A 25231-nucleotide genomic window follows, 5' to 3' on the forward strand; every position below is an offset into this window, starting at 1 on the left:
GGCTGGGCGGCTTCCGTACTCTGGCTGTGAGTAGGCTGCAATCGAGCCGTGGCTTACCCGGGTTGCGGCCGACAAAGTAGCCGCGAGGGGCGCGGAACGACTCCGCAATGCCACAATGAATTCGGAGGCCCCGGATGAACTCGCTGTTGCTCGATGTCAGTCCGCTCGATGTCAGTCCGCTCGATGTCAACCTCACCGACGCTCCGTTCCTCGCGACGCTCTACGGCGTCACCGGCCTCGCGCTACTGCTCGTGCTGCTCGGTCCGACCGGCGTGCGTCGCGCCGTCGTTACCGTTATCGGCGCCGTGATCGGTGCAGCCTCCGGTTGGGTGCTGGCCTGGTTCGTCAGTGACGTCTGGGATCCGTGGGGAGTGTCACTGTCCATCGGCACCCGGCTCTGGACCACCGCTCTGTTTGCCAGCGTCGCGATTGTGCTGCTGAACCTGCGCGGTCAGGTTCGATGGCGGCAAGTAGTCGCCATCTGTGCCCTACCGCTCTGCCTGCTGAGCGCCGCGACCGGTATCAACGCCGATGTTGGCCAGTTTCCCACCCTGCGCGTGGCTCTCGGTCTGGCCACCTACGCACCACTTGACCGGGCGCTCGCCAGCGGGCAGGGCGGCACGCACGTGGCCGGCACCACTGGCAGCACCGGTTCCTCAACCGGCACCGTCGGCACCGTCACCATCCCGGGGACGGTTTCAGGATTCGCCGCCCGCTCCGCCATGGTCTACCTGCCGCCAGCGGCAACGGGCACCAAAGCGCCCGCGCTACCCGTGGTCGAGATGCTCTCGGGCCAACCCGGCAGCCCGAGCGACGTGTTCACGGCCGGCGGTCTGGCCGATATTCTCGACCGGTACGCCCAGGCACACTCCGGCCTGGCCCCCATCGTCGTGGTTCCCGACCAGCTCGGTTCTCCTAAAAGCAATCCAATGTGCGTGGATTCTGCGCTCGGCCAGGTAGACAGCTATCTCACCATCGATGTTCCGGCCTGGATCCGCGCGCACCTGCATGTGAGGGACCAGCCGAATGGCTGGACCATCGCCGGATTCTCCCAGGGTGGCACGTGTTCAATTCAGCTTGGAGCCGCGCATCCGCAGCTGTTCGGTACGATTTTAGACATCGCGGGAGAGCTCGTTCCCAAATACGGAAGCGAGGCGCATACGGTGGCAGCCGGTTTCGGCGGCAGCGCCGCCGCCTACGCCGCAGCAGCACCGACCGCTCTCCTCGCCGCGCACGCACCGTACGGCGCCCTCGGAGCGATCTTCGTCGTCGGCGACGGTGACCTGCGCTTTCTGCCCGGGGTGCACGCGCTAGCGGATGCTGCCAAGCGGGCCGGCGTTGACACCCACCTGTTCGTGTCACCCGGCACGGCCCACGACTGGCACACCGTTGACTACGCCTGGGCCACAGCACTGCCCGTCATCGCCGCCCGCACCGCTTTGCTCGCGCCCGACGCCGGGGCGCTGACACGATGACCCGAAACAGAATCGAGAGTGAATCCAGAAAGCGCGTCCCCACGAAACCGATCCCGGCGCGAGGCGTCGGGATCGGATCGTTCGGGCGGTTCGCGGCTCGGCGCCCGTTCGCCCTCGCCTACGCCGGGTCCCTACTCGTCGTCGCGCTGGTCAGCGGGGTGATCTCGGGGCCGTCTCGAGACATCCGTCTTCTCTTCGGCACCGGCTACGAGTCGGTCATCGAACTCGGTCACTGGTGGTCGCCGCTCACCTCAACGTTCTTCGTCGACAACGGCGCCGAACTGGTGCTGGCGCTGGCCGGCGCTGTGATCCTACTGGGTTTCGCCGAGCGGCTGATGGGCACCCGGCGCACCGTGATCGCCTTTCTGGCAACGGCGATTCTCGGTGCGACGATCGGCCTCGGTGCCCAGTACCTCGGTGTGGCGGGCGGGGAGATGTGGTCGCGCGGTGTGAGCGAGTTGTGGGCGATCGACCCTTTCACCCCCATCTTTGGCAGCGCTATGGCGGCCAGTTACTTCGTCGGGCCGCTCTGGCGTCGCCGCATCCGCGTGCTGGGGCTGTCGACGGTGCTCGTGCTCGTGCTGTATTCCGGCCAGCCCTCCGACCTCTATCGGATGCTGGCCGTGGCGGTCGGGCTCGGTGTGGGCTGGCTGTTTCGCCCGACACTCCGTGTCACGTCGTGGCGGCGCAGTTCCGACCACGAAACCCGCACCCTGCTGGCCGCCATTGTCGGCATGGTCGCCGTCGGCCCGGTCATCACCATCTTCTCAGGGGCAAGGTTCGGTCTGCTCGCACCGCTTGGCCTGCTGTTCTCCCAGGACGTACCGACGGCGGGGGAGGTCGTTGACCGCTGCCTGCTCGGTGACGTGACCCGGCAGTGCGTGCAGGAACTCAGCCTCGAACGCATCGGCGGGGCCGGGCCGGTACTGGTGAGCCTGCTGCCTCTGCTCACCCTCGTCGTTGCCGCTGTCGGGCTCGCCCGCGGTCGACGGTTCGCCGCGTGGCTCGCCATCACGATCAACACCGGGCTCGCCCTGCTCGCCGCCTGGTATTACGGGCTGTTGCCCCTTTCCGGGCAGGCCTACGTCTGGCAATGGCAGTCCGGCCGGTACTGGGAGGTCACGCTCATCCTCGTGGTCTCGGTGCTCATTCCCCTCGCCGTGGCCCTCGTCATCCTCGGCAACCTGCGCCGCTTTCCGGTCTACTCCCGCGCCGGCCAGCGGCGGCGGTTTCTCCTGGTCACCCTCGGCAGCTTCGCCGCCCTCGTCCCGTTCTATGTCGGTGTCGGCTGGCTGCTTCGCGACCATTTTCGGCCCGCGGTCAGCCTGCTCGACTTGCTGGCGGATGTTCCCGAACGATTCATTCCGGTCGGCTTCCTGCGTCTGGAACGGGTGTCGTTCCTTCCGACCGACCCCCTCGCCACCGCCCTGTACGACGGAGTCGGTGCTGTCTTCTGGATCGTCGTTTTCGTTGGAGCGATCGTCTGCCTGCAGAGCGCCGCCGTCGGGCCGACCGCCGACTCGCCGGCGCGGCTGCGCACCCTGCTGTCCGCCCATGGCGGCGGATCGCTCGGGTTCATGACCACGTGGACCGGCAACTCCCTGTGGTTCACCGCGAGCGGACGCACCGCGATCGCCTACCGCGTCGTGAACAGCATCGCCATCACCACGTCAGAACCGGTCGGACCATCTTCTGAGGCGTCCGACGCTGTCGCATCCTTCGCCCGGATGTGCGATGACCGCGGCTGGGTGCCGGTGTTCTACAGCCTGCACGAGAGTTGGCACCCCGTATTCGACGCGATGGGCTGGCACACCATGCAGGTGGGGGAGGAGACGCTGCTGCGCCCGAGCAGCTGGAGCACCACGGGAAAAAAGTGGCAGGACATCCGCACGTCGATCAATCGTGCCGACCGCGCCGGCGTGCGGGCGATCTGGACCAGTTACCGGGCGCTGTCACTGGCGGCGACGACCCAAATCGCGGAGATCTCGGAGCAGTGGGTTCAAGAGAAGGAACTCCCCGAACTGGGGTTCACCCTCGGTGGCCTCGACGAACTGCGTGACCCCGCCGTGCGCCTCATGCTCGCCGTCGACAGCGCAGACCGCGTGCACGCCGTGACCAGCTGGCTGCCAACCTACCGGGAGGGAGTCATAGTCGGCTGGACCCTGGACTTCATGCGGCGTCGGCCAGACAGCATCAACGGTGTGATGGAGTTTTTGATCGCACAAACGGCGGAGCGGATGCAGGAGACCGCGCAGATTCAGTTTCTCAGCCTGTCCGTAGCACCGCTCGCCCAATCCTCCGGGCCACGGCAGGGCGGCGTCGCAGACCGCCTGCTGGACTATCTCGGTCGTACGCTTGAACCGGTCTACGGATTTCGGTCGCTGCTGCTGTTCAAACGCAAATTCCAGCCGGAGTTTGCCCCCGTTTTCATGGCCTTCCCCGACCCGGTCGAACTTCCGGAGATCGGGCTGGCGCTGGCGAAGGCCTACCTGCCAAGCCTCTCGATGCGCGACGTCGTGACCCTGATGCGCGGACGCGGCCAGTAGCATCCGCTGGCAGATGGGCGGCAGCAACCCGTGGTATCAGCGCGGCCAAACGGTGCTAGCCTGAACCCGTGTTGAACGGTGCGCTCTTCCTTAGCTGCCGCGACGAGTCCTAATCTAAAGGCCTCCCTCGTCGCGGAGTTCGTCGTTGGCTGTACGACACCCACGAGGAAACAGGACCATGAAGAACAATCAGACCGCATCCATACTGCCGATCCACCGCTACCGCCCGTACCACGAGCAGTTCGCCGTTGACCTGCCCGAACGCACCTGGCCGAGCAAGCACATCACGGTTGCCCCGCGTTGGTGCGCGGTCGACCTGCGGGACGGCAATCAGTCGCTCATCGATCCGATGAGCCCCGAGCGCAAGCGCATCATGTTTGATCTGCTGGTACGCATGGGCTACAAGGAGATCGAGGTGGGGTTCCCCTCGGCGAGCCAGACCGACTTCGACTTCGTGCGCAGCCTCATCGACGAGAACGCCATTCCCGACGATGTCACCATCCAGGTACTCACGCAGGCTCGTGAGCATTTGATCAAGCGCACCTACGAGTCCATCTCGGGTGCCAAGCAGGCCATCGTGCACTTCTACAACTCCACGAGCATTTTGCAGCGCGAGGTCGTGTTCCGCGAGCAGAAGCAGGGGATCATCGACCTGGCCCTGTTCGGCGCGCGCCTCTGCAAGCAGCTGGAAGCGACCATTCCCGGCACGACCATCTACTACGAGTACTCTCCGGAGAGCTTCACCGGCACCGAGCTCGATTTCGCCGTCGACATCACCAACCAGGTCGTCGAGGTTCTGGCGCCCACCCCGGAACGCAAGGTCATCGTCAACCTGCCGGCCACCGTTGAAATGGCCACACCGAACGTGTACGCGGACTCCATTGAGTGGATGAGCGCTCACCTGGCCCAGCGCGAAAACATTCTCATCTCGTTGCACCCGCACAACGACCGTGGAACCGCGATCGCCGCCGCGGAGCTCGGCTATCTGGCCGGTGCAGACCGCATCGAGGGCTGCTTGTTCGGCAACGGGGAGCGCACCGGCAACGTGGACCTCGTCGCTCTTGGTATCAACCTGTTTACGCAGGGTATCGACCCGCAGATCGACTTCAGCAACATCGACGAGATCAAGCGCACCGCGGAGTACTGCAACCAGCTGCCGGTACCCGAACGCAACCCGTGGGCCGGAGACCTGGTCTTCACCGCGTTCAGCGGATCGCACCAGGACGCCATCAAAAAAGGCTTCGAGGCCATGGATGCCGACGCCGCCAAGCGGGGCTGCACCGTCAACGACCTGGTCTGGGCTGTTCCCTACCTGCCGATCGACCCAAAGGACCTCGGCCGCAGTTACGAGGCTGTGATCCGGGTCAACTCGCAGTCCGGCAAGGGCGGCGTCGCCTACCTGCTCAAAACCGACCACGCCCTCGACCTGCCGCGCAAGCTGCAGATCGAGTTCTCCGGCGTCGTGCAGGCCAAAACCGATGCCGAGGGCGGCGAGGTGACGAGCGAGCAGATCTGGGACATCTTCAACGATGAGTACCTGCCGGCCACGATCAAGAATCCCGAGGCCAAGTGGGGACGCTTCGAACTGCACTCCACCCGCACCTCAAGCGATCTGTCCGGTACCGTCGACCTCTCCGTCGAACTGCGCGACGGCGACATCGTGGCACCGGTGACCGGGTCGGGCAACGGTCCGATCAACGCGTTCCTCGGCGTGATGGCCGAGCGCGGCATCGCGATCACTCTGTACGACTACGTGGAGCACGCGCTCTCGGCCGGCGGTGACGCACAGGCCGCCGCCTATGTTGAGCTCGACGTGAACGGAAAGCGTTACTGGGGCGTCGGCATCGACGCGGACATCTCCACCGCATCGCTCAAGGCGGTTGTCTCCGCGGTCAACCGTGGCATCCGTGCCGAGGTCGGCGACCTGGAACTGGCCGCCGTTTAACGCCGCAGCATCCGTTAGGCGCAGCACACACGAAAGCCCAGACTCGTCACTGAGGGTCTGGGCTTTCGTTGCACCATCCGGGTGCGGTCAAGGGGCTGACGATCAGGCCAGGACGGGCAGGTGCACCGTTCGGTTCGTCGTGCGCGCACCCAGCAGGGCCTTGCAATCGTCGATCGCGTGATCAAGCAGGGTATACAACCGAGCGTCCGGGTCGGCGACGCAGGCCTCACCGATGCCCTGCACGGCGACGCGGATGATCGTGTCGGCGGTGCGCGGCGTGAACTTGGTGTGCGACCAGGAATGCACGCTCCCGATGAAGTTACGGGCCCAGCGTTCGGCATCGGGAGCTTCGTCGAGGGCGGCCCGAACGAGGGGGCGCACCCGCAGGGCGAGCGCCGGATCAAGAACGGATGCGCTTCGCTCGCAGGTCAGAACCCCCACGGCGAGTGCGCGCTGCCGTTCCAGGCTCGCCACCGGCAGCGCTTCGCACCCGGCACGCAGCGCGACAGCGACCTCCACGCGCTTATCGGAACCGGTCAGGCCGATCACCGACGGGATCAGCAGCGTGAGCCGCGACCGGGCGTCGTCGGAGCTGCAGTCGTTGACCATGCGAGCCAGCGAGGCGAGCACCGGATGGGTGCAAGCGGGGTGGTCGCTCCAGGACTCGCCAGCGAGGTAGGAGGCGAATTCCATGAAGCAGCCACCGCTCTTGGGAGTGCGGTGCTTGCCACGCGAGAGCACGGGCATAATGTCGGGCAGGCTGCCCTGGACTGGTTTCATGAAAACCTCCATACCATGGGGACGAGTACCCCCAAGTCTCCCCCCGTCCGGCCCGAAAAACCAGAGCCAGGCGAGACTAGTGACAAAATGTCAGCAACACCGTCAGCCGGTTCTTCGGGCCGCCACGCCGTGACCACATCTACCGCGGCGGGGTGGGATAATTACCTGTGCCTGTCTATCGAGATGAAGCCGTCGTGCTGCGCACCCACAAGCTGGGTGAAGCCGACCGCATCGTCACCATGCTCACGCGAAAGCACGGCAAGGTGCGTGCAGTCGCCAAGGGCGTGCGGCGCACCGGCTCCAAATTCGGTGCTCGGCTCGAACCCTTCATGGTCGCCGACGTGCAGCTCTACGAGGGTCGCAGCCTCGACATCATCACGCAGGCCGAGTCGCTTGGCTCGTACGGCGCCCTGATCACCGCCGACTACGGCAGCTACACTGCCGCGAGCGTCATGGTGGAAACCGCCGACAAACTCACCGAATCGGAAGGGTCGCTGCAGCAATACCTGCTGCTGGTCGGCGCGCTGCGGTCGCTGTCCCGCCAAGAGCACGGCTCCCACCTCACCCTCAACTCGTATTTACTGCGCGCCGTATCGATGGCCGGGTGGGCGCCGAGCTTTCAGGATTGCGCTCGGTGCGGCGCAGTTGGGCAGCACGGCGCAGTTGAACAGCACAGCGCCATGGTGGTGCAGCTCGGCGGCATCGTCTGCGACGCCTGCGCCCCACCCGGTTCGCCCCGGCTCGACGCGGCGACGATCGGCCTGCTGAGCGCGCTGCTCACCGGCGATTGGGAGCACGCCGCGGCGATGCCCGAACGCACGCAGAGCCAGGCGGCCGGCGTCGTCGCCGCTTACACGCAGTGGCACCTGGGTCGCGGGCTTCGCTCCCTGGAACACGTCGCCCGATGATGGCTCGGCTGTTTGGCCACACAGGGTTCACGCACAAGGATGCCGTGCCGTTCAAACCGCTGGACTGGACGGGCCTGTATCCACCCGAACTGCCCCGCAGAGTCGTGCCCGAGCACGTCGCCGTCGTTATGGACGGCAACGGCCGCTGGGCCAACGAGAAGGGCCTCACCCGCATCGAGGGGCATAAGGCCGGCGAGGCCGCCCTGCTCGACGTCGTCGCCGGCGCCATCCAGATCGGCGTCAAGCACCTCAGTGTCTATGCCTTCTCCACTGAGAATTGGAAGCGTTCACCCGATGAGGTGCGTTTTCTCATGGGCTTCAATCGCGACGTTCTTCATCGTCGCCGCGATCAGCTCAACGACTGGGGCGTGCGGGTGCTGTGGGCCGGGCGCAAGCCGAAACTGTGGGCATCCGTTATCAACGAACTGCAATTTGCCGAGCGGCTCACCGCGGGCAACGACGTGCTCACGCTCACCATGTGTGTGAATTACGGCGGTCGCACGGAAATAACGGATGCCGTGCGCGCGCTGGCCGTAGACGTAGCCGCGGGCAGGCTGAAGCCGTCGGGCATCACCGAGAAGGCCATTGCGAAGCAGTTGTACGTGCCGGACCTGCCCGACGTCGACCTGTTCGTGCGCAGCTCGGGGGAGCAGCGCACCAGCAACTTTCTCCTCTGGCAAAGCGCCTACGCCGAAATGGTCTTTCTGGACACACTGTGGCCGGACTTCACCCGGGTCGACCTCTGGCACGCGGTCGAGCTCTATGCCTCCCGCAACCGGCGCTACGGCGGCGCGGTCGATGCTCCCACGCCCTGAGGCGCCTCCAAATATTCCGAACGGGGAATACGAACGCTCGGGTCCCCGTTGGGACGAGAGTGACTGACACGACTGCAACCGAGACAACCGCATCCACGAACACCGACCCGATCAAGGTCGACATCTGGTCTGACGTGCAGTGCCCCTGGTGCTACATCGGAAAACGCAAGTTTGAGACCGGCGTGGCGATGTTTGACGGGCGCGTCGAGGTCGAGTACCACAGCTTCGAACTCTCACCCGATACCCCGGTCGAATTCGTCGACAACGCCGTCGACTACCTGAGCCAGCGCAAGGGCATGCCCGTCGATCAGGTTCAGACGATGCTCGAGAACGTTACCGCGATCGCCGCGAGCGTCGGCCTCGACTACGACTACGACTCGGTGCATCAGACCAACACGGTCATTTCGCACGAGCTGCTGCACTATGCCAAGGCCCAGGGTCGCCAGCTCGACATGATGGAACGCCTGCTCAAGGCCTACTTCATCGACGGCCGCCACGTCGGTCGGGTCGAGGACCTCGCCGACCTCGCCGCCGAGATCGGACTCGACCGCGCCGATGTGGTGCGGTCGCTCAACGCGCACGAGTACCTCGCCGCGGTCAAGGCCGACGTGGCGCAGGCCGGCGCTTACGGAATCCAGGGCGTTCCGTTTTTCGTGATCGACGGCCGCTACGGCATCTCCGGCGCGCAGGATCCGACCGCGTTCGCTCAGGCTCTCGGCCAGGCCAGCGCCGACCGTTCGGCCGACCGTTCGGCCGACGGTTCGGCCGACGGTTTGGACGACGGGGCCTCGGCGTAGCAGCGATACCCAGCGAACTCGCGTAGCCTGACTACACACGTAGTCGGCCGCATCCCCTTCACCCTATTGATCAGGAGAACACCCATGAGCGACACCATTACCACCCCACCCGTCTTCACCGATGCTGGCGGCCGTCCCACCATCGAACTTCTGAGCGCTGACACGGCAACCGACGAAGCCGCGGGTTCCTGCTGCGGCGGCGGCTGCTGCAGCTAATAACCGATCTCTATTCCACGAAAGCGCAGCTGTCGCACGGCCAGCTCGACCGCCCCGGCAGGTGCGCTTTTGTGCGCCGCCCACGCGACCGCCCGGCCGGTTCGCGGATCCCACGCTTTCTGGGAGAATTGACGCAACATGACTGCATCCACCCCCACTGTCGACCAGCTGGCGCCGATCGGACCGCTGACGATCGGCCCGCTCACGCTCGATGTGCCCGTGGTGCTCGCGCCAATGGCCGGCATCACGAACACGGCATTCCGTCGGCTGTGCCGCGAATACGGTGCCGGACTGTTCGTGAGCGAAATGATCACCTCCCGGGCCCTCGTCGAACGCAATACCGAGACGATGCGGCTGATCACCCACCACGAGAGCGAAACCACTCGTTCCATTCAGCTCTACGGCGTCGACCCGAAGACGGTCTCCGAAGCCGTGACCATGCTCGTCGCCGAAGACCGCGCCGACCACATCGACCTCAACTTCGGCTGCCCGGTGCCCAAGGTCACGCGCAAGGGCGGGGGAGCGGCCCTGCCTTGGAAGATCGGCCTGTTCCGTCAGATCATCGATGCCGCCGTCACCGCGGCCGGCTCGGTTCCGCTGACCGTGAAAATGCGCAAGGGGATCGACGCCGACCACCTCACCTATCTCGAAGCGGGTAAGGCCGCCGCCGGAGCTGGGGTCGCATCCATTGCTCTTCATGGTCGCACGGCCGCCGAGTTCTACTCCGGCCACGCCGACTGGTCCGCCATCGAAAAGCTCAAGAACGCCATCAGCGACGTTCCGGTGCTCGGCAACGGCGACATCTGGTCGGCCGACGACGCCCTGCGCATGGTGCGTGAAACCGGCTGCGACGGTGTCGTTGTCGGACGCGGGTGTTTGGGCCGCCCCTGGCTGTTCGGAGACCTCGCCGCAGCGTTCCGCGGGCAGGAACTCAAAGCCGAACCCGGCCTCGGTCAGGTCATCAACGCCTTTCGCCGCCACGCCGAACTGCTCACCGAATACTTCGACAGTCAAGACCGCGCCTGCCGCGATATTCGCAAGCACGTCGCCTGGTATTTCAAGGGCTACCCGGTGGGCGGCGACCTGCGAGCGAGCCTCGCCATGGTGCAATCACTCGCGCAGCTCGACGACCTGCTCGGCACCCTCGACGCCTCATTGCCCTACCCGGGTGCTGACGTCGAAGGGCCACGCGGTCGTGCAGGAACACCGAAGAAACCGTCGTTGCCCGAGCACTGGCTCGAGTCGCAGGATCTCGTCGGCGCGCAACGATTGAACTTGACCGAGGGCGAAGGGGACACCAGCGGTGGCTAACCAGACCGGATACAGCGAGATCGACGAGGCCCGCTGGTTTCCTGAAGAGCATTATTCGCGGCGCAGTGATTTCGCCCGGGACCGTGCGCGTCTGTTGCACTCGAGCGCACTGCGCCGTCTCGCAGCGAAAACGCAGGTGCTCAGCCCCACGGCGGGGCTCGATTTTGCCCGCAACCGTCTGACCCACTCGCTCGAGGTCGCTCAGGTCGGGCGGGAGATCGCATCGCGCCTCAACGTTGACCCCGACATCGTTGACACCGCCTGCCTCGCGCACGACATCGGGCATCCGCCGTTCGGCCACAACGGCGAAAAGGCGCTCAGCCTCTGGTCCGACGACATCGGCGGTTTCGAGGGCAACGCCCAGACCCTGCGTCTGCTCACCCGGCTGGAGCCCAAGGTGTTCGGACCCGACGGTCACAGCTACGGTCTCAACCTCACCCGTGCGAGCCTCGACGCGAGCTGTAAGTATCCCTGGCCCGAAGGCTCCTCGGTCTATGACCCGAGTGGGCGCGCCAAGTTCGGTTTCTACCACGACGACATGGCCGCCTTCGAGTGGCTTCGAAAGGGTGCGCCCGACCGCCAGCTCTGCGTCGAAGCCCAGGTGATGGACCTCTCCGACGACATCGCCTACAGCGTGCATGACTTCGAAGACGCCATCGTCAACGGCTACGTCGACGTGGCGGCCCTGAGCAGCCGCAGCAACCACGACGAACTCCTGGCGACCATGTCGGAATGGGTTGGCGATGTAACCAGTGCCGAGGACCTCGCGACCGCGTTCAACCGGCTCGACTCCCTCGATGTCTGGATGGAGTCCTGGACCGCCGGACGCCGCGACCAGGGTCACCTGAAGAACCTGACGAGCCAGCTCATCGGCCGTTTCAGCGGTGCCGCGGTGCACGCCACCAAGGAGGCGCATCCCGGCGCCAGCATGCTGCGCTTCGGCGCCAACGTGATCGTGCCTCGTGAGATCCAGGCCGAAATCTCGGTACTCAAGGGCATCGTCGCCGCCTTCGTCATGACCCGCAACACCCGCAAACCCATCTACGTGCAGCAACGGCAGGTGCTCACCCTGCTGGCCGAGACGCTGCACCAGTCCGGCGACGAGCATCTCGACCCCGGTTTTCGCGAAGACTGGCGTGCTGCCTCCGACGATGCCGCCCGCAAGCGCGTCATCGTCGACCAGATCGCGAGCCTGACTGACCAGTCCGCTCTGGCTTGGTACGAGCGCCTCGTTCAGGGCTAGCCACCTACTTCCCCTCCACGTTCCGTGCCCGTGCCCGGAGCGTGGGCCCAGATTAGAGCATGGGCCCGCGCTTCGATGATGGGCCCGGCGAGCTCGCGCCGAGCCCGGCGCATCGAGACGATAGAATTTACCCATGGCTGGACTGATTCGACAAAGTGACATCGAAGAGGTCAAGGCCCGTTCCAATATCGCCGACATCATTGGCGATTACGTCACGCTGAAGTCAGCCGGCGTCGGATCGATGAAGGGCCTGTGCCCCTTCCACGACGAACGCAGCCCCAGCTTTCACGTGCGTCCGCAGGTCGGGTTCTACCACTGCTTCGGCTGTGGAGAGAGCGGCGACGTGTACTCGTTTCTGCAAAAGATGGACCACGTCAGCTTCAGCGAGGCCGTCGAACGCCTGGCCGGCCGGGTCGGCCTCGACCTGCACTACGAAGACGGCTCCGGAGCGGCCCCCGATCATGGCAATCGCGCACGCCTGCTCGCGGCCAACCAGACGGCATCCGATTTCTTCATCGACCAGCTCGGTAGCGCCGGCGCCGAGATCGGCCGGGCCTTCCTCGGTCAGCGCGGATTCGATGCCGCGTCAGCCACCCGATTCGGTGTCGGGTTCGCACCGAAAAGTTGGGACGAGCTGACCAACCACCTGCGTGGGCGAGGTTTCACCACCGAGGAACTGACCCTCTCCGGTTTGGTCTCGAGCGGTGACCGTGGCATCTACGATCGCTTTCGCGGCCGTTTGGTCTGGCCGATTCGCGACATCACCGGGCAGACCATCGGTTTCGGGGCCCGCAAACTGCTCGACGACGACAAGGGCCCCAAATACCTCAACACCCCGGAGTCGCCGGTCTACCACAAGGCGCAGGTGCTGTATGGCCTCGACCTCGCCAAACGCGACATCTCGCGCAGCCACCAGGTCGTGGTGGTCGAGGGCTACACCGATGTGATGGCGTGCCACCTGGCCGGCATCACCACGGCCGTCGCCACCTGCGGTACCTCGTTCGGTGTCGATCACATCAAGGTGCTGCGGCGCGTGCTGGGTGACGACTCCGGCGTTGGCGAAGTCGTCTTCACCTTCGACCCCGATGCCGCAGGCCAGAAGGCCGCCATGCGCGCTTTCAGCGAAGAGCAGCGTTTCTCCGCGCAGACTTACGTTGCGGTTGGCCCGGAAGGGCTCGACCCCTGCGACCTGCGCCTGCAACGCGGCGACGACGCCGTACGGCGGCTGGTCGACTCGAAGAAGCCGATGTTCGAATTCATGATTCGCCAGATTCTCTCCCAGTACAACCTCGACACCGTCGAGGGCCGCACGGCCGCTCTGCGTGCCGCCGCCCCCGTCGTCGGCGATATTCGCGACCCCGTGCTGCGCCCCGGGTACACCCGCGAGCTCGCCCGCATGCTCGGCGTTGACATGGGCGAGGTCGGCAAAGCGGTGTTTAACGCCCAGTCCGGTGCGCGCTCCTCAGCGAACGGCGGACCGAACGCGCCCCGCCATGCCGGCGCGGTCGAAGCCCCGGTCGAACGCCCATTCTCGCTGGTCGAGTTGCCCACCGACCCGGTCACCCGGCTCGAGCGTGACGGCCTCATGGCCATGCTGCAGCGACCTGCACTCATCGGGCGGGACATTCTTGACAGCGCGGTGCAGACATCCTTTACAAACACCTCGCTCGCGGTCGTGCGCGACGCAATCGCGGCGAGTCTTGCGCACTTCGAAGCGCCCGACTGGCTCGAGCGGGTTGTCGCCGAGGTGCCGAACACTTTCAAGAACCTCGTACAGGAACTCGCTATGGCGAACCTGCCGGAGCGCACCGAGAAAGACGTCGCCCGCTACGTGCGCGACATCACGATCGTGCTCATTGACAAAGACCTGCTCCGGCTGAAAGCCGAGTTGCTCGGTCGCCTCCAGCGCGCGGATGCCAGCGACACCGAAATGTACCGCACCCTGCAGCGCGAGCTCGTGCGGATCGAGGCCGAGCGCCGCGCCCTCCGTGACGAATGAGGCCGTCACCGGCTTTTTCGCGGTCGTGCGCGACACCGATGTTTGAGCGGGTCACCCAAACTGCAACACATGAGCCCGAGTTTGTTGCAGATATGTAAAGAAGCTGCGGCTGATCGTGGCTGTCTGCGAATTCTGTGCTAATTCTTTCCTTACAGCAATGAACAGCTGCGCCCCTTTCGGGTTCTCCTGGTCATGAGACTTCTACAGGAAGAGGACGACGGATATGACATCCGCATTCACCAACGGCAAGCGCGCTCTCGCTGCCACAGCCGGACTGGCCGCTGCGGCGCTCGTTCTGGCCGGCTGCTCCGCGGGCGGTTCCACTACGACCTCCAGCAGTACGATCACGGTCGGTACCACCGACAAGATCACCGTGCTTGACCCGGCCGGGTCCTACGACGCAGGTTCCTTCGCCGTGCAGACCCAGGTCTTCCCATTTCTGATGAACAGTCCGTACGGCACGTCAGACGTCGAGCCCGACATCGCAACCAAGGCGGAATTCACCTCGCCGACCGAGTACACGGTCACCCTCAAGCCTGACCTCAAGTGGGCCAACGGAAAAGCACTGACCTCGTCTGACGTCAAGTTCAGCTTTGACCGGCAGGTCGCAATCAACGACGCCAGCGGCCCGGCCGTGCTGCTCTACAACCTCGACAGCGTCGCAGCCCCGGATGACACGACAGTGGTTTTCACGCTGAAGGCAGCGAACGACCAGGTCTTTCCTCAGATTCTCTCCAGCCCTGCCGCGGCCATCGTCGACGAGGACACGTTCTCGGCCGATGCCATCACGCCGGACGAAGACATCGTCAAGGCACAGGCATTTGCTGGGCAGTACGAGCTCACCACCTACAACTTCAACAGTCTCCTCGCCTACAAGGCGTACGCGGGCTACCAGGGCTTGCTCGGTCCGGCGAAGACCGAGAACATCAACGTGAAGTACTACACCGATGCCTCAAACCTGAAGCTCGACATTCAGGAAGGCCAAATCGACGTCGCATGGCGCAGCCTGTCGGCGACCGACATCGATGACCTGCGCGGCAACGATAAGGTCAAGGTTGTTGACGGCCCCGGTGGCGAAATTCGCTACCTCACCTTCAACTTCAACACCCAGCCGTTCGGTGCCACCACCGCCGAGGCAGACCCGGCCAAGGCCCTCGCCGTGCGGGCCGCTGTTGCTGATGTCGTTGATCGTGCCGAACTGGCCGATCAGGTTTATAAGGGCAGCTACTCGACGCTGTTCTCCTACGTTCCTGACGGTCTGACCGGTGCCAATGAGTCGCTCAAGGGCCTCTACGGCGATGGCAAAGGCGGCCCGGATGTGGACAAGGCGAAGGCCGCCCTGGACGCTGCCGGCATCACAACGCCGGTCGTTCTGAACCTGCAGTACAACACCGATCACTACGGACCCGGTTCGAGCGATGAGTACGCCCTGATCAAGAACCAGCTTGAGTCCTCCGACCTGTTCTCGGTCAACCTGCAGTCCACCGAGTACGTGCAGTACTCCAAGGATCGGGTTCTTGACCTGTACCCGATCTTTCAGCTTGGCTGGTTTCCGGACTACTCCGACGCCGACAATTACCTGAACCCGTTCTTCGGCAAGGACAGCTTTCTGAAGATTCACTACGAGAACCAGGAAGTCATCGACCTGGTCACCGAGCAGGCCGTCACCGGCGACGCTGCGGCGCGTACCGCGATGATCGAAGAGATCCAGAACAAGGTTGCGGCCGATCTGCCCACGATTCCGCTCCTGCAGGGTTCGCAGATCGCTATCACCGGAACGGGCGTCACGGGTACCAAAGACACTCTCGACGCGTCCTTCAAGTTCCGCTACGGCGCCCTTTCCAAGGGTTGAGCAGTTGAGCGACTAGAATTTTCTCTAGTTTGAACTCCGGGGGCGTCCAGCTAAGCACCAGGCTGGATGCCCCCGATTCTTTTTTGCAATCGTGAGGTAGTTATGACCGCTGTGGCCGTGAAGCCATCCGCCCCCGTCGGCGGACGTGTTTCGAAGAAGAAGACCAGCCCGGGTGGCGGAATCGGTCGGTATCTGCTCGTCCGGTTCCTGCTCATCTTTCCCACGATCTTCATCCTGGTGTCGATGGTGTTCTGGTTGATGCGCACCACGGGGGACCCCATCACGGCCGCTCTTGGCGCGAAGTTACCTCCCGACCAGCTTGCGGAACGCATTCAAGCGGCCGGGTACGACCGGCCGATTATCGTGCAGTACTTCGAGTACCTCGGTCAGGTTTTCACCGGTAACTTCGGTACGACAATCAGTACCAACCGGCCGGTGTCCGAAGTGCTCCTGACCTACGGGTCCGCGACCGCCGAGCTCGTGTTCTACGCGCTCATCGTCGCTTTCGTGATCGGTATTCCCCTCGGCATGGTCGCCGCGTACTGGCGCGACAAGGCGCCCGATGCCGCACTCCGCGTCTTCGCCATTCTCTGCTACGCGACCCCGGTCTTCTTTGCCGGCCTGCTGCTGAAACTGGTTTTCGCCGTGTGGCTCAAGGTTCTCCCCGTTGCCGGTCGATCCACGATCGGGTCTGAGCTGCAACTGCAGTCGTTGCCTAGTCCAACGGGCATCTACACGATCGATGCTCTCCAGACGGGAGACCCTGCCGTGCTTGGCGACGTTCTCATGCACGCTGTGCTGCCCGCCCTTGCCCTCGGCCTGCTCACCGCCGGCGTGTTCCTTCGGCTGGTGCGAACGAATGTCATCGGTACGTTGGGCACCGATTACGTGAATGCTGCCCGCTCGCGTGGTGTCAACGAGTTTCGTCTGGTCAGCAAGCACGCCTACCGACCCGCCCTCATTCCCATCATCACCGTCATTGGGCTGCAGATTGCCCTCCTGCTCGGTGGTGCTGTGTTGACCGAAACCACATTTGAGTGGCAGGGCCTCGGGTTTATGCTCATCGAATTCATCAAGGCCCGCGACTTCGTGGCCGTGCAGGGAATCGTGGCGCTTCTCGCCGTGATTGTTGCCTTGTCCAACTTCATCGTGGACATCATTGCCGCGCTCATCGACCCGAGAGTGAGGTACTAGCCATGACATCGCTCACTGCAGAATCCACCCGCGCGACCAAACCACCGCTGTGGACCCGGCTTCCCGTTGTACACCAGCTTCGCCAGAGCATTGGCCTGCAACGGGGCATGCTCGTGGTCGGCCTCATCATCACCGGCATCTTCATTCTGACCGCGATCTTCGCCCCGCTGCTCGCGCCGTACGGCTTCAGCCAGCTACGCGGTGACAACGGGCTGTTCGGGGCCCAGCGGGCACCGAGCGGCGAACATCTGCTTGGCACCACCGTCGGCGGCTACGACGTTCTCTCGCGCGTCATCTGGGGTTCCCAGACCGCCATCACCGTGATGATCGTCGCCGTCCTCCTCTCCATCTTCGCCGGCGTGGCCCTCGGCCTCGTCTCTGGCTACTTCGGAGGCTGGCTCGACCGCGTGCTCGTGGTCGTGTGCGACGCCGTCTACGCCTTTCCGGCGCTGCTGCTCGCAATCGTTATGGGCATCGTCATCTCGGGCGGTCGCTCCGACCTCATCGGCGGCATCCTCGCGGCATCGATCTCGATCACCGTCGTGTTCATTCCGCAGTACTTTCGTGTGATTCGCGCCGAAACCGTGCGCATCAAGGCGGAGGCCTACGTTGAGTCGGCCCGGGTTCTCGGAGCAAGCAACGCACGCATCATGTTCCGTCACGTGTTGCGCAACGCCACTCGCACACTGCCGCTCATCTTCACGCTGAATGCGTCAGAGGCGGTTCTGACCCTTGCCGGTCTTGGCTTCATTGGCTTCGGGATTGAACCGTCCTCAGCGGCCGAGTGGGGTTACGACCTGAATAAGTCGCTTTCCGACGTCTCAAGCGGCATCTGGTGGACCAGCCTGTTCCCCGGACTCGCCATCGTTCTCGTGGTTCTCGGCATCACCCTCGTGGGAGAAAGCCTCAACGACCTCGCCGACCCGCGCCTGCGCAGCCGCCGCGCCCCCGGCAAAACCGCCGGCGTCGTCGCCGCGACCAGTGTCGTTCCCGGTGGAACCCTGGCCGCCGGCCCCGGTGGCATTGACGGGCTCGAAGCCGACCTGCCCGCGTACGACCCGCACCCGATCGACGACCCATTCGAGGCCAAATAATGAGCGCTCACTCCCTACCCGACGTCGTACGCATCGAAAACCTCAATGTGACTTTTGCCACCGACGGCGGCGCGGTCAAGGCCGTCGACGGCGTCACGCTGCGCGTGGCCCCCGGCGAGGTGCTCGCGATCGTGGGTGAGAGCGGCAGTGGCAAGACCGTCACCGCGAAGACCATCCTCGGTCTGCTTCCAGAGACGGCGACCGCCCACGGCGCCGTGATCCTCAGCAGCAAGGACGGCGCGAACTCTAACGACGTTCTCGCCGTCAGCAAGCAGAAACTGCGCCAGCTGCGGGGAACAGATGTTTCCATGGTCTTCCAAGAGCCGTCTACCGCATTGAACCCCGTGTATACCGTCGGCTGGCAGATAGCCGAAGGAATTCGTGCCCACGGCGAATTCAGCCGCCGGGAAGCCCGCGCCAAGGCGATTGAGATTCTGGGCCGGGTCGGCATTCCCGACCCGGAGAGCCGCGTCGACTACTACCCGCACCAGTTCTCCGGTGGTCAGAAGCAACGCGTCGTTATCGCCATGGCCCTCGTGCTCGATCCCGGGCTGATCGTGGCCGACGAACCGACCACCGCCCTGGATGTGACCGTGCAGGCCGAGATTCTCGACCTGCTGCGCCGCTGCCGCGACGAATTCGGCACCGCCATCGTGCTCATCACGCACAATATGGGTGTCGTCGCCGACCTCGCCGACCGCGTCGTCGTCATGTACGAGGGCAAGGTCGTCGAGGAGGCCCCGGCCCAGGCCCTGTTCTCCAACCCTCAGCACGACTACACCAAGCGCCTGCTCGGGTCGGTGCCGCACGTCGGTCAGGGGACCACCCGTGCCACAGAGCGGGCACTCGCCCGCGAACCCGGGTGGGCCGTGGAGACACCGGTCGTCGTCGCCGATAACCTGAAAATTCAGTACCCGGGCCGGCTCGGAAAACCCGGTTTCACCGCCGTTGACGGGGTGAGCTTCATCATCCGTTCGGGCGAGGTCCTCGGCCTGGTCGGCGAGAGCGGATCGGGCAAGACCACCATCGGCCGTGCCATGGCCGGGCTCACCCGGGTGACCGACGGTTCCCTCACCGTGCTCGGCCACGAGATGAACGGATTCAAGGAACGCACCTTCAAGAAGGTGCGCAGCGACATCGGATTCGTCTTTCAAGACCCGGCGTCGAGCTTCAACCCGCTGCTCACGATCGCGGAGTGTGTGGCCGAACCGCTCGTCGTGCACGGACGCGCTGCCAATGCCGGTGCAGCCCGCAAACGGGTCAACGAACTGCTCGAGGCGGTGCAATTGCCGCGAGCCTACGGTGATCGCTACCCGCACGAGCTCAGCGGTGGCCAGCGTCAGCGGGCCAGCCTTGCTCGCGGACTCGCGCTGGAACCGAGCCTGCTCATCGCGGACGAGCCGACCAGCGCGCTTGACGTGTCGGTACAGGCCAAGGTGCTGGAGCTCTTCGCCGAGCTGCAGAAAGAGTTTGGGTTTGCGGCGCTGTTCATCAGCCACGACCTCGCGGTCGTTGACATTCTCGCCGATCGCATTGCCGTGCTGTACAAGGGAAAATTGGTCGAGGAAGGCACCGGTGCCGAGGTGCTCGGCGCCCCGAAGGACGCCTACACGCAGCGCCTGCTCGCCTCGCTGCCGGTTCCCGATCCGGCCGTCCAGGCACTGCGGCGGGATCAACTCCGCATTCTGCGTGCGGCAGGTTAGTCCGCATGAGGCATGCCGCGGCATCTGTTCCCCCGATCCAAACGAGCGATTTAACCATCGAGTACCCGCCGCACGGGGCCAGTCCGGCGTTTGTCGCGGTGCACGGGTTCACCCTGCGCATCGCGCCCGGCGAGGTGGTGGGGCTGCTCGGTGAGAGCGGCTCCGGCAAGAGCACCCTCGCCCGGGTGCTCTCGGGCGATGCCTTTGTGGGCTACGCCCCCGGTATCCGTCCGCAGATCACCGGGGGAGAGGCGACCGTGCTCGGGTTCGCTCTTCGCCGCATCAGCAAGCGCGAGCTGGCCCGGCTCACGTTTGGGGTTGGACTGCTGGCCCAGGATGCCGCCGACACCCTGCCGTCGACCATGACGGTGGCCGAGATTGTCGCCGAACCGGTGCTCGAACGGGATCGACGCTTCAACCGCCGCGCCCTGGGCGCCCGAGTGGCCACCATGATCGACGCGGTGCGCTTGCCGCTGGCCGTTCTCGGTCTGTACCCGTACGAGCTCTCCAACGGCCAACGGCAGCGGGTGGCGCTGGCCCGGGCGCTCGTGCACGGCCCGGCCCTGTTGATCGCGGACGAGCCGACAGCGGGTGTTGACGTGTTGGTTCGTGACGCCGTGATCGACCTGATCAGCGAACTGCAGCAGGAGCGTTCCTTCTCGGCACTCGTGATCAGCCACGACCTGGCCGTGCTGCAGCGGGTCGCGAACCGCATCGGTGTCATGCATCAGGGCGTACTGGTAGGCCTCGGCACTCTCGAAGACGTCTTTCGAGACCCCTGGCATCCGTACGTGCGGGGACTCGCCGCCGCTTTGCACCCTCCCGCTGCTGCCGCCGTCGTCGAGAACGCGCCGAGCGTCGTTACGGGCGATGAAACGGATGCCGCGACCGGAAGCTAAAGCACAAGCGACCGACCGCATCCACTCGTGAGCGGGATCGGTTGCGACCCTGGCCGACACGCCCGACCGACTTGTGGCTCACGAGGCCGCTCAGTTGCTGCTGCTGGCCCACTTTTGCGGGGACTGCACGGGTTGTCAGCCGGTCAAATCGGGCAGTCAGAGCCGATCGGAACCCGTCGTGGTTTTGGCACAGCAAAAAACCTTGGTAAAGTAGCAACGCTGTTCAAGCATTCCTCGATAGCTCAATTGGCAGAGCAGCGCACTGTTAATGCGCAGGTTCTTGGTTCGAGTCCAAGTCGGGGAGCGAAAGGCCACTCAGGGCTCCACCCCGGGTGGCCTTTTTTGTCGGTTCGTTTTTCTATCGACAAAAAAGCTCCTTCCCAATTTTCAAAGTGCGCCACGGCTTCGGCACAAGAGACGGCGGTCCGCGTGGATTTCTCGCAACTTCTGGTACCTGCACTCGGCGTGCTCTCCGGAGCGCTTCTCGTGCTCTGCACCATCTCGCTGCTGCGCTCGCGCCGGGTCGTCTTCGATCGTAATGCCGCCGACCGGGTGCGCATCGAACTGGAACTCTCCCTCGCCGAGCAGCAGGGACGTCTGGCCATCATCCGCGAGCTTCAGGATGGCGCGGTGCTCACCATCGCCCGCCTCATCACCCGGGCCGAAGGTGCCCGGTACACCGCCGCGAGCGACCCCTCCACGGCCGTGCGGGCCGCCACCGCGCTCGTTGACGACGGCCGGGTAGCCCTCGCGGACATGCGTCGCGTCTTGACGATTGTGCGCGAGGGCGAGACCGTCGGGGCCCCACAGCCCGGCCCACAGTCGACCCGCGACCTGTTTCGCGTCATGCAAGACGCCGGTCTCGTCGTGAGTTTCATCGAATCGGGCGAGCGATTCGCCCTCACTGCCGGCTCCGAGCTCGCCATCTTCCGCATCCTGCAGAGCGCCCTCTCGAACGCCCTCAAGCACGGCGGCGTCGGCACCGAAGCGCGAGTGTCGTTCACCTGGACCCGCGACGGCCTGCAACTGCTCGTCGACGATGACGGCATCCGTGCCGCAGCCCGTCGTGACGGCAAAGAAACCAACGAACAGGCCGCACGCATCCCGTATACGATCGAAGACGACCTCAAGGCCCTCAGCGAGAGCATTGCCGGCCCCGGCATCACCCAGATGCGTGAGCGCGCCCAACTGTTTGGCGGCGTGTTCAACGCCGGAACTGTTCCCGGGCTTGGCTTCTCGGTGTCGGCCGTGTTCCCATCGCTACGCTTTCATAACGGCGTGCACGGCGTGGACCTGTCCCGGTGACCCCGGCATCCACTCGGTTCGCCGCTGGCCCGCGGGCCCGAACCTGACCGCGCACACGTGTACGCGGGCGTTTAGCCCTCAAGGTTGTCGACGCCCGGCGTCCAGCTGAGGCCGGGTACACCCCAACTCTTCTTGCGCTCGACCTTGGCGGCCATCTTCGCGTAGACATGCTCGAGACGATCGACATACAGCGTGCCGTCGAGATGGTCGTATTCGTGCTGAAAGATGCGAGCAAGCCAGCCATCCGCTCGAATCTCAAACGGTTGCTGCTCGGCGTCGACGGCCCGCAAAACGGCGGACTGCGCTCGTTTCAGTGGAAAACGCTCGCCCGGAAAAGACAGGCAGCCTTCGTCTTCGTCGATATCCTCGTCGTCAACGGGCACGGCAGACACCGGTGTGATCCACAGTTCGGGGTTGATCGCAACGCCTCGCCACGACACGTCATCATCATCTTGGTAGCTGTAAGTGAAAATGCGCAGCCCGATGCCCACCTGCGTAGCGGCAAGACCCACCCCGGGCGCAGCATCCATCGTCTCAAACATGTCTCGCACCAATTCGCGCAAACTATCGTCAAAATTGACGACGGGAGCGGCGGGGGAGTGGAGAACAGGGGCACCTGAAATTACTATCGCGCGTACGGCCATTTCTCCAGAATATCGGCAAGCTTGTCGATAAGGTCATGAAGTGACCTCTGACCTGACCGATCTGGCGACAGAAATTGCCATTGATCCACGGCAGGCCATCGGAATTCCGCTGGCTTTGGTCGGTGCCGTTTTTCTCTCCCTCGGCGCTCAATTTCAGCACCGCGGTGTCACAAAAGTCGAGGCGCACACCGAAGAGGTGACCGGTGGGCTCAATGTGCGCCAGCTGACTTTGCTACTCGCCCGGCCGTCTTGGGTGTTCGGATCGCTCATGCTCGGACTCGCCATCGTGTTCCAACTCACGAGCCTCGCCTTCGCCCCGATTATCGTGGTGCAGCCGCTCGGGGCGGTCGCCCTCGTCATCACCGCAGTTCTGAACGCCCGAGTCAGCAAGGTCAAGCTCAACCGTGCGAGCATCATTGCCATCTCCATGTGCGTGGGAGGGGTCGGCCTGTTCGTGACCGTGGCCGCGTTCACCGCCGTCGATAAGCCGGTCACCGACCAAAACCTGATGACCATCCTCATCGTTCTCGCGGGCGTTCTGCTGGCCTTCGCTCTCGCCTTCGGGTTTCTACGCCGCCGATCGCAGGCAATTTTCTACATTCTCGGTGCGGGGGTGCTCTACGGGTTCGTCGCGACCCTCGCCAAGGTTGTGATCAACCGCACCCAGAACGGTAACTTCGAGTGGCTCACCCTGACCTGTGTGCTCGGTCTGTTGCTCGCCGCCGCCCTGGGGGCCTACTTCGTGCAAAACGCCTATGCGTCGGGACCGCCCGATCTTGTCATTGCCGGGCTCACCGTTGTCGACCCGCTCGTCGCGGTCGGAATCGGAATCGTCGTGCTCGGCGAGGCGAGCCAGGCACCGCCCGCAGCAGCGGTGGCGTTCGTCATTGCCGGGGCGATCGCCATTTGGGGTGTATTCCTGCTGGCGCGCTATCACCCCCAACTCGACCGCTGACGCGCGAAGAATTTTCGGCCGCCACGGTGCGGGACACCACGCGGCAGGCACGGTTTAGAATAGGGTTCGAATGCGCCGCGTCATTTCCGTTGCGCGCACCCGAGATCTCCTGCCGGATGATGATCCCCGGCCAACCAACGTAGGGACCACTCCACTTGTCAGATTCGACCGACGTGCTGAGCAGCCCGACCCCGGGCAACGCGCCCGAGAGCGCGGCGAGTGCGCCGACCGGAAAGCCTCGGATTCGCGTACTCATCGCCGCCGACACGTTTGCACCCGATGTGAATGGCGCTGCACGATTTGCCGAGCGGCTCGCCGCTGGTCTGGTGGCCCGCGGTCACGAGGTTCAGATCATGGCCCCAGCCGCCTCCCGAAAGCACGGGAGCACGACGGAGATGCACGAGGGCCAGCCGATGGTGGTGCATCGCCTGCACAGCTGGCGCTGGTATCCGCACGACTGGCTGCGCTTTGCCCTGCCGTGGCTGATTCGCGGAGAGAGCCGACGCATTCTCGACTCCTTCCACCCCGACGTCGTGCACTTTCAGTCGCACATCAACGTGGGGCGTGGCGTATCCATCGAAGCGGCCAAGCGCAACATCCGCCTGGTCGGCACGAATCACTTCATGCCCGAGAACATGGTGAAATTTTCCCTCGTTCCGGTCGGTTTTCAGGATCGCGTGATCAAGGCCGCGTGGCGGGCCGCCCGACGTACCTTCGGCCGCGCCGCAGCCGTGACCACGCCGACCCGGAGGGCCGCACAGTTTCTGGAGAAGTACACGGGCCTCACCGGGGTGTACGCAATCTCCTGCGGGATCGACGCCGACAATTACGCACCGAATTTTGAGCCGCGCAGCGAGAACCGTATCCTGTTCGTCGGTCGCGTCACCGGCGAAAAACAGATTGACGTGCTGCTGCATGCGGCGGCGTTGTTGTCGCCCGACCTCGACGCCCAGGTCGAGATTGTCGGCGGGGGCGATCAGAAACGCAACCTGCAGCACTTGGCCGACACCCTCGGCATCCGCTCACGCGTGACGTTCACCGGTTATGTGACGGATGACGAGCTGCGCGCGGCCTATTCGCGGGCCACGGTGTTCGCCATGCCGTCCATCGCCGAGCTGCAGAGCATCGCGACGATGGAGGCCATGGCCTCCGGATTGCCGATTGTCGCGGCCGACGCTATGGCGCTGCCCCACCTCGTGCACGATCAGGCGAACGGGTACCTGTTCAAGCCGAGCGACGCGCAGGATCTGGCAGACAAGCTGACCGTGGTGCTCACGGCCGCCCCGGACCGCTTGGAGGAGCTGAAGCGGGAGTCACTCAAACTCATCGCCGCGCACGACATCAAGCGCACTCTGAACACATTCGAATGCCTGTATCGTGGGGAGTCGGTGAGCGATCTTGTCACCAACGGCGCCTCGTCGCAGACGCCTGAGTAGTCACGTATCTGTGGGTGCGACCGTTCGGTCGTTCTCTTTGGGGCGGTAGCTCAGCTGGTTAGAGCAGCGGACTCATAATCCGTCGGTCCTGGGTTCAAGTCCCAGCCGCCCTAC

Annotated in this window: 20 protein-coding genes and 2 tRNA genes; 20 read left to right on the forward strand and 2 right to left on the reverse strand. The window is 64.5% G+C overall.

Going from position 1 to position 25231, the window contains the following annotated elements; all coding sequences use genetic code 11:
• The first annotated feature begins 134 nt into the window (after nt 1-134).
• From LH475_RS08205 to leuA, 3 genes are all read left to right on the forward strand, one after another.
• A complete protein-coding gene (locus LH475_RS08205) occupies nt 135-1475 on the forward strand; it encodes an alpha/beta hydrolase-fold protein (protein ID WP_196843767.1) in 1341 nt (446 codons plus the stop codon).
• Entirely contained in the window at nt 1472-4021 is a 2550-nt protein-coding gene (locus LH475_RS08210; protein WP_297413359.1) for a DUF2156 domain-containing protein, read from the forward strand. The genes LH475_RS08205 and LH475_RS08210 overlap by 4 nt, the downstream gene beginning before the upstream one ends.
• A 178-nt stretch (nt 4022-4199) precedes the next feature.
• The gene (leuA, locus tag LH475_RS08215) at nt 4200-5966 is read left to right on the forward strand and encodes a 2-isopropylmalate synthase (protein WP_196843765.1); all 1767 of its coding nucleotides are present in this window, start codon (nt 4200-4202) and stop codon (nt 5964-5966) included.
• A 102-nt stretch (nt 5967-6068) separates the two neighbouring features.
• Here the strand turns inward: leuA and LH475_RS08220 are convergent, their stop codons facing one another.
• Nucleotides 6069-6746: a hypothetical protein gene (locus tag LH475_RS08220; RefSeq protein WP_196843764.1), complete on the reverse strand. Its 678-nt coding sequence runs from the start codon at nt 6744-6746 to the stop codon at nt 6069-6071.
• Nucleotides 6747-6913: 167 nt separating this feature from the next.
• Between LH475_RS08220 and recO the strand changes: the two genes are divergently transcribed.
• The 14 genes from recO to LH475_RS08290 all read left to right on the forward strand — a co-directional run bounded on the left by recO (nt 6914) and on the right by LH475_RS08290 (nt 22082).
• Nucleotides 6914-7654 (forward strand): DNA repair protein RecO, encoded by a 741-nt coding sequence (gene recO, locus LH475_RS08225; protein ID WP_297413361.1) that lies wholly within the window; start codon nt 6914-6916, stop codon nt 7652-7654.
• Entirely contained in the window at nt 7654-8469 is an 816-nt protein-coding gene (locus LH475_RS08230; RefSeq protein WP_297413397.1) for an isoprenyl transferase, read from the forward strand. Before recO ends, LH475_RS08230 begins: the two co-directional genes overlap by 1 nt.
• A 59-nt stretch (nt 8470-8528) precedes the next feature.
• Nucleotides 8529-9266 carry a DsbA family oxidoreductase gene (locus tag LH475_RS08235; protein ID WP_297413363.1) on the forward strand — a complete coding sequence of 246 codons (738 nt, stop codon included), beginning with the start codon at nt 8529-8531 and terminating at the stop codon, nt 9264-9266.
• A gap of 84 nt (nt 9267-9350) precedes the next feature.
• Nucleotides 9351-9482, forward strand: a complete 132-nt coding sequence (locus LH475_RS08240; RefSeq protein WP_297413365.1) for a hypothetical protein — start codon at nt 9351-9353, stop codon at nt 9480-9482.
• Nucleotides 9483-9620: 138 nt separating this feature from the next.
• Nucleotides 9621-10793, forward strand: a complete 1173-nt coding sequence (dusB, locus tag LH475_RS08245) for a tRNA dihydrouridine synthase DusB (protein WP_297413367.1) — start codon at nt 9621-9623, stop codon at nt 10791-10793.
• Nucleotides 10786-12036 carry a deoxyguanosinetriphosphate triphosphohydrolase gene (locus LH475_RS08250; RefSeq protein WP_297413369.1) on the forward strand — a complete coding sequence of 417 codons (1251 nt, stop codon included), beginning with the start codon at nt 10786-10788 and terminating at the stop codon, nt 12034-12036. The genes dusB and LH475_RS08250 overlap by 8 nt, the downstream gene beginning before the upstream one ends.
• Nucleotides 12037-12169: 133 nt before the next feature.
• Nucleotides 12170-14035, forward strand: coding sequence for a DNA primase (dnaG, locus tag LH475_RS08255; RefSeq protein WP_196843759.1), 1866 nt, complete (start codon nt 12170-12172; stop codon nt 14033-14035).
• A gap of 223 nt (nt 14036-14258) precedes the next feature.
• Complete coding sequence (locus LH475_RS08260; RefSeq protein WP_297413371.1) at nt 14259-15887, forward strand: ABC transporter substrate-binding protein; 1629 nt, start codon at nt 14259-14261, stop codon at nt 15885-15887.
• A gap of 102 nt (nt 15888-15989) precedes the next feature.
• On the forward strand, nt 15990-17081 hold the full coding sequence (locus LH475_RS08265) for an ABC transporter permease (RefSeq protein WP_196843757.1): 1092 nt from the start codon (nt 15990-15992) through the stop codon (nt 17079-17081).
• Nucleotides 17082-17083: 2 nt separating this feature from the next.
• Nucleotides 17084-18175, forward strand: a complete 1092-nt coding sequence (locus LH475_RS08270) for an ABC transporter permease (RefSeq protein ID WP_196843756.1) — start codon at nt 17084-17086, stop codon at nt 18173-18175.
• On the forward strand, nt 18175-19878 hold the full coding sequence (locus LH475_RS08275) for an ABC transporter ATP-binding protein (protein WP_297413377.1): 1704 nt from the start codon (nt 18175-18177) through the stop codon (nt 19876-19878). Before LH475_RS08270 ends, LH475_RS08275 begins: the two co-directional genes overlap by 1 nt.
• 5 nt (nt 19879-19883) lie before the next feature.
• On the forward strand, nt 19884-20777 hold the full coding sequence (locus LH475_RS08280) for a dipeptide/oligopeptide/nickel ABC transporter ATP-binding protein (RefSeq protein ID WP_297413379.1): 894 nt from the start codon (nt 19884-19886) through the stop codon (nt 20775-20777).
• Between the two features lie 231 nt (nt 20778-21008).
• A tRNA-Asn gene (locus tag LH475_RS08285) sits at nt 21009-21081 on the forward strand.
• A gap of 125 nt (nt 21082-21206) precedes the next feature.
• Entirely contained in the window at nt 21207-22082 is an 876-nt protein-coding gene (locus LH475_RS08290) for an ATP-binding protein (protein WP_297413381.1), read from the forward strand.
• Between the two features lie 71 nt (nt 22083-22153).
• On the opposite strand, the gene def is transcribed toward LH475_RS08290, so the two are convergent.
• Complete coding sequence (gene def / locus LH475_RS08295) at nt 22154-22726, reverse strand: peptide deformylase (protein ID WP_196843752.1); 573 nt, start codon at nt 22724-22726, stop codon at nt 22154-22156.
• Between the two features lie 40 nt (nt 22727-22766).
• Between def and LH475_RS08300 the strand changes: the two genes are divergently transcribed.
• From LH475_RS08300 to LH475_RS08310, 3 genes are all read left to right on the forward strand, one after another.
• Nucleotides 22767-23681 carry a DMT family transporter gene (locus tag LH475_RS08300; protein WP_297413389.1) on the forward strand — a complete coding sequence of 305 codons (915 nt, stop codon included), beginning with the start codon at nt 22767-22769 and terminating at the stop codon, nt 23679-23681.
• 254 nt (nt 23682-23935) lie between these two features.
• Nucleotides 23936-25117 (forward strand): glycosyltransferase, encoded by a 1182-nt coding sequence (locus tag LH475_RS08305; protein ID WP_196843873.1) that lies wholly within the window; start codon nt 23936-23938, stop codon nt 25115-25117.
• Nucleotides 25118-25156: 39 nt separating this feature from the next.
• Nucleotides 25157-25230: transfer RNA gene (locus tag LH475_RS08310), tRNA-Ile, on the forward strand.
• The last annotated feature ends 1 nt before the right edge of the window (nt 25231 follow it).

The organism is Cryobacterium sp. (assembly GCF_026786305.1).
In the GTDB taxonomy this organism is placed as follows: domain Bacteria; phylum Actinomycetota; class Actinomycetes; order Actinomycetales; family Microbacteriaceae; genus Cryobacterium.

Bases quoted from the DNA above. Each gene is read 5' to 3' on its own strand.
- LH475_RS08260 (WP_297413371.1), top strand. From the start codon at position 14,259: ATGACATCCGCATTCACCAACGGCAAGCGCGCTCTCGCTGCCACAGCC.
- def (WP_196843752.1), bottom strand. From the start codon at position 22,726: ATGGCCGTACGCGCGATAGTAATTTCAGGTGCCCCTGTTCTCCACTCC.
- dnaG (WP_196843759.1), top strand. From the start codon at position 12,170: ATGGCTGGACTGATTCGACAAAGTGACATCGAAGAGGTCAAGGCCCGT.
- LH475_RS08270 (WP_196843756.1), top strand. From the start codon at position 17,084: ATGACATCGCTCACTGCAGAATCCACCCGCGCGACCAAACCACCGCTG.
- LH475_RS08240 (WP_297413365.1), top strand. From the start codon at position 9,351: ATGAGCGACACCATTACCACCCCACCCGTCTTCACCGATGCTGGCGGC.
- leuA (WP_196843765.1), top strand. From the start codon at position 4,200: ATGAAGAACAATCAGACCGCATCCATACTGCCGATCCACCGCTACCGC.
- dusB (WP_297413367.1), top strand. From the start codon at position 9,621: ATGACTGCATCCACCCCCACTGTCGACCAGCTGGCGCCGATCGGACCG.
- LH475_RS08220 (WP_196843764.1), bottom strand. From the start codon at position 6,746: ATGAAACCAGTCCAGGGCAGCCTGCCCGACATTATGCCCGTGCTCTCG.
- LH475_RS08280 (WP_297413379.1), top strand. From the start codon at position 19,884: ATGAGGCATGCCGCGGCATCTGTTCCCCCGATCCAAACGAGCGATTTA.
- LH475_RS08210 (WP_297413359.1), top strand. From the start codon at position 1,472: ATGACCCGAAACAGAATCGAGAGTGAATCCAGAAAGCGCGTCCCCACG.
- LH475_RS08275 (WP_297413377.1), top strand. From the start codon at position 18,175: ATGAGCGCTCACTCCCTACCCGACGTCGTACGCATCGAAAACCTCAAT.
- LH475_RS08205 (WP_196843767.1), top strand. From the start codon at position 135: ATGAACTCGCTGTTGCTCGATGTCAGTCCGCTCGATGTCAGTCCGCTC.
- LH475_RS08265 (WP_196843757.1), top strand. From the start codon at position 15,990: ATGACCGCTGTGGCCGTGAAGCCATCCGCCCCCGTCGGCGGACGTGTT.
- LH475_RS08230 (WP_297413397.1), top strand. From the start codon at position 7,654: ATGGCTCGGCTGTTTGGCCACACAGGGTTCACGCACAAGGATGCCGTG.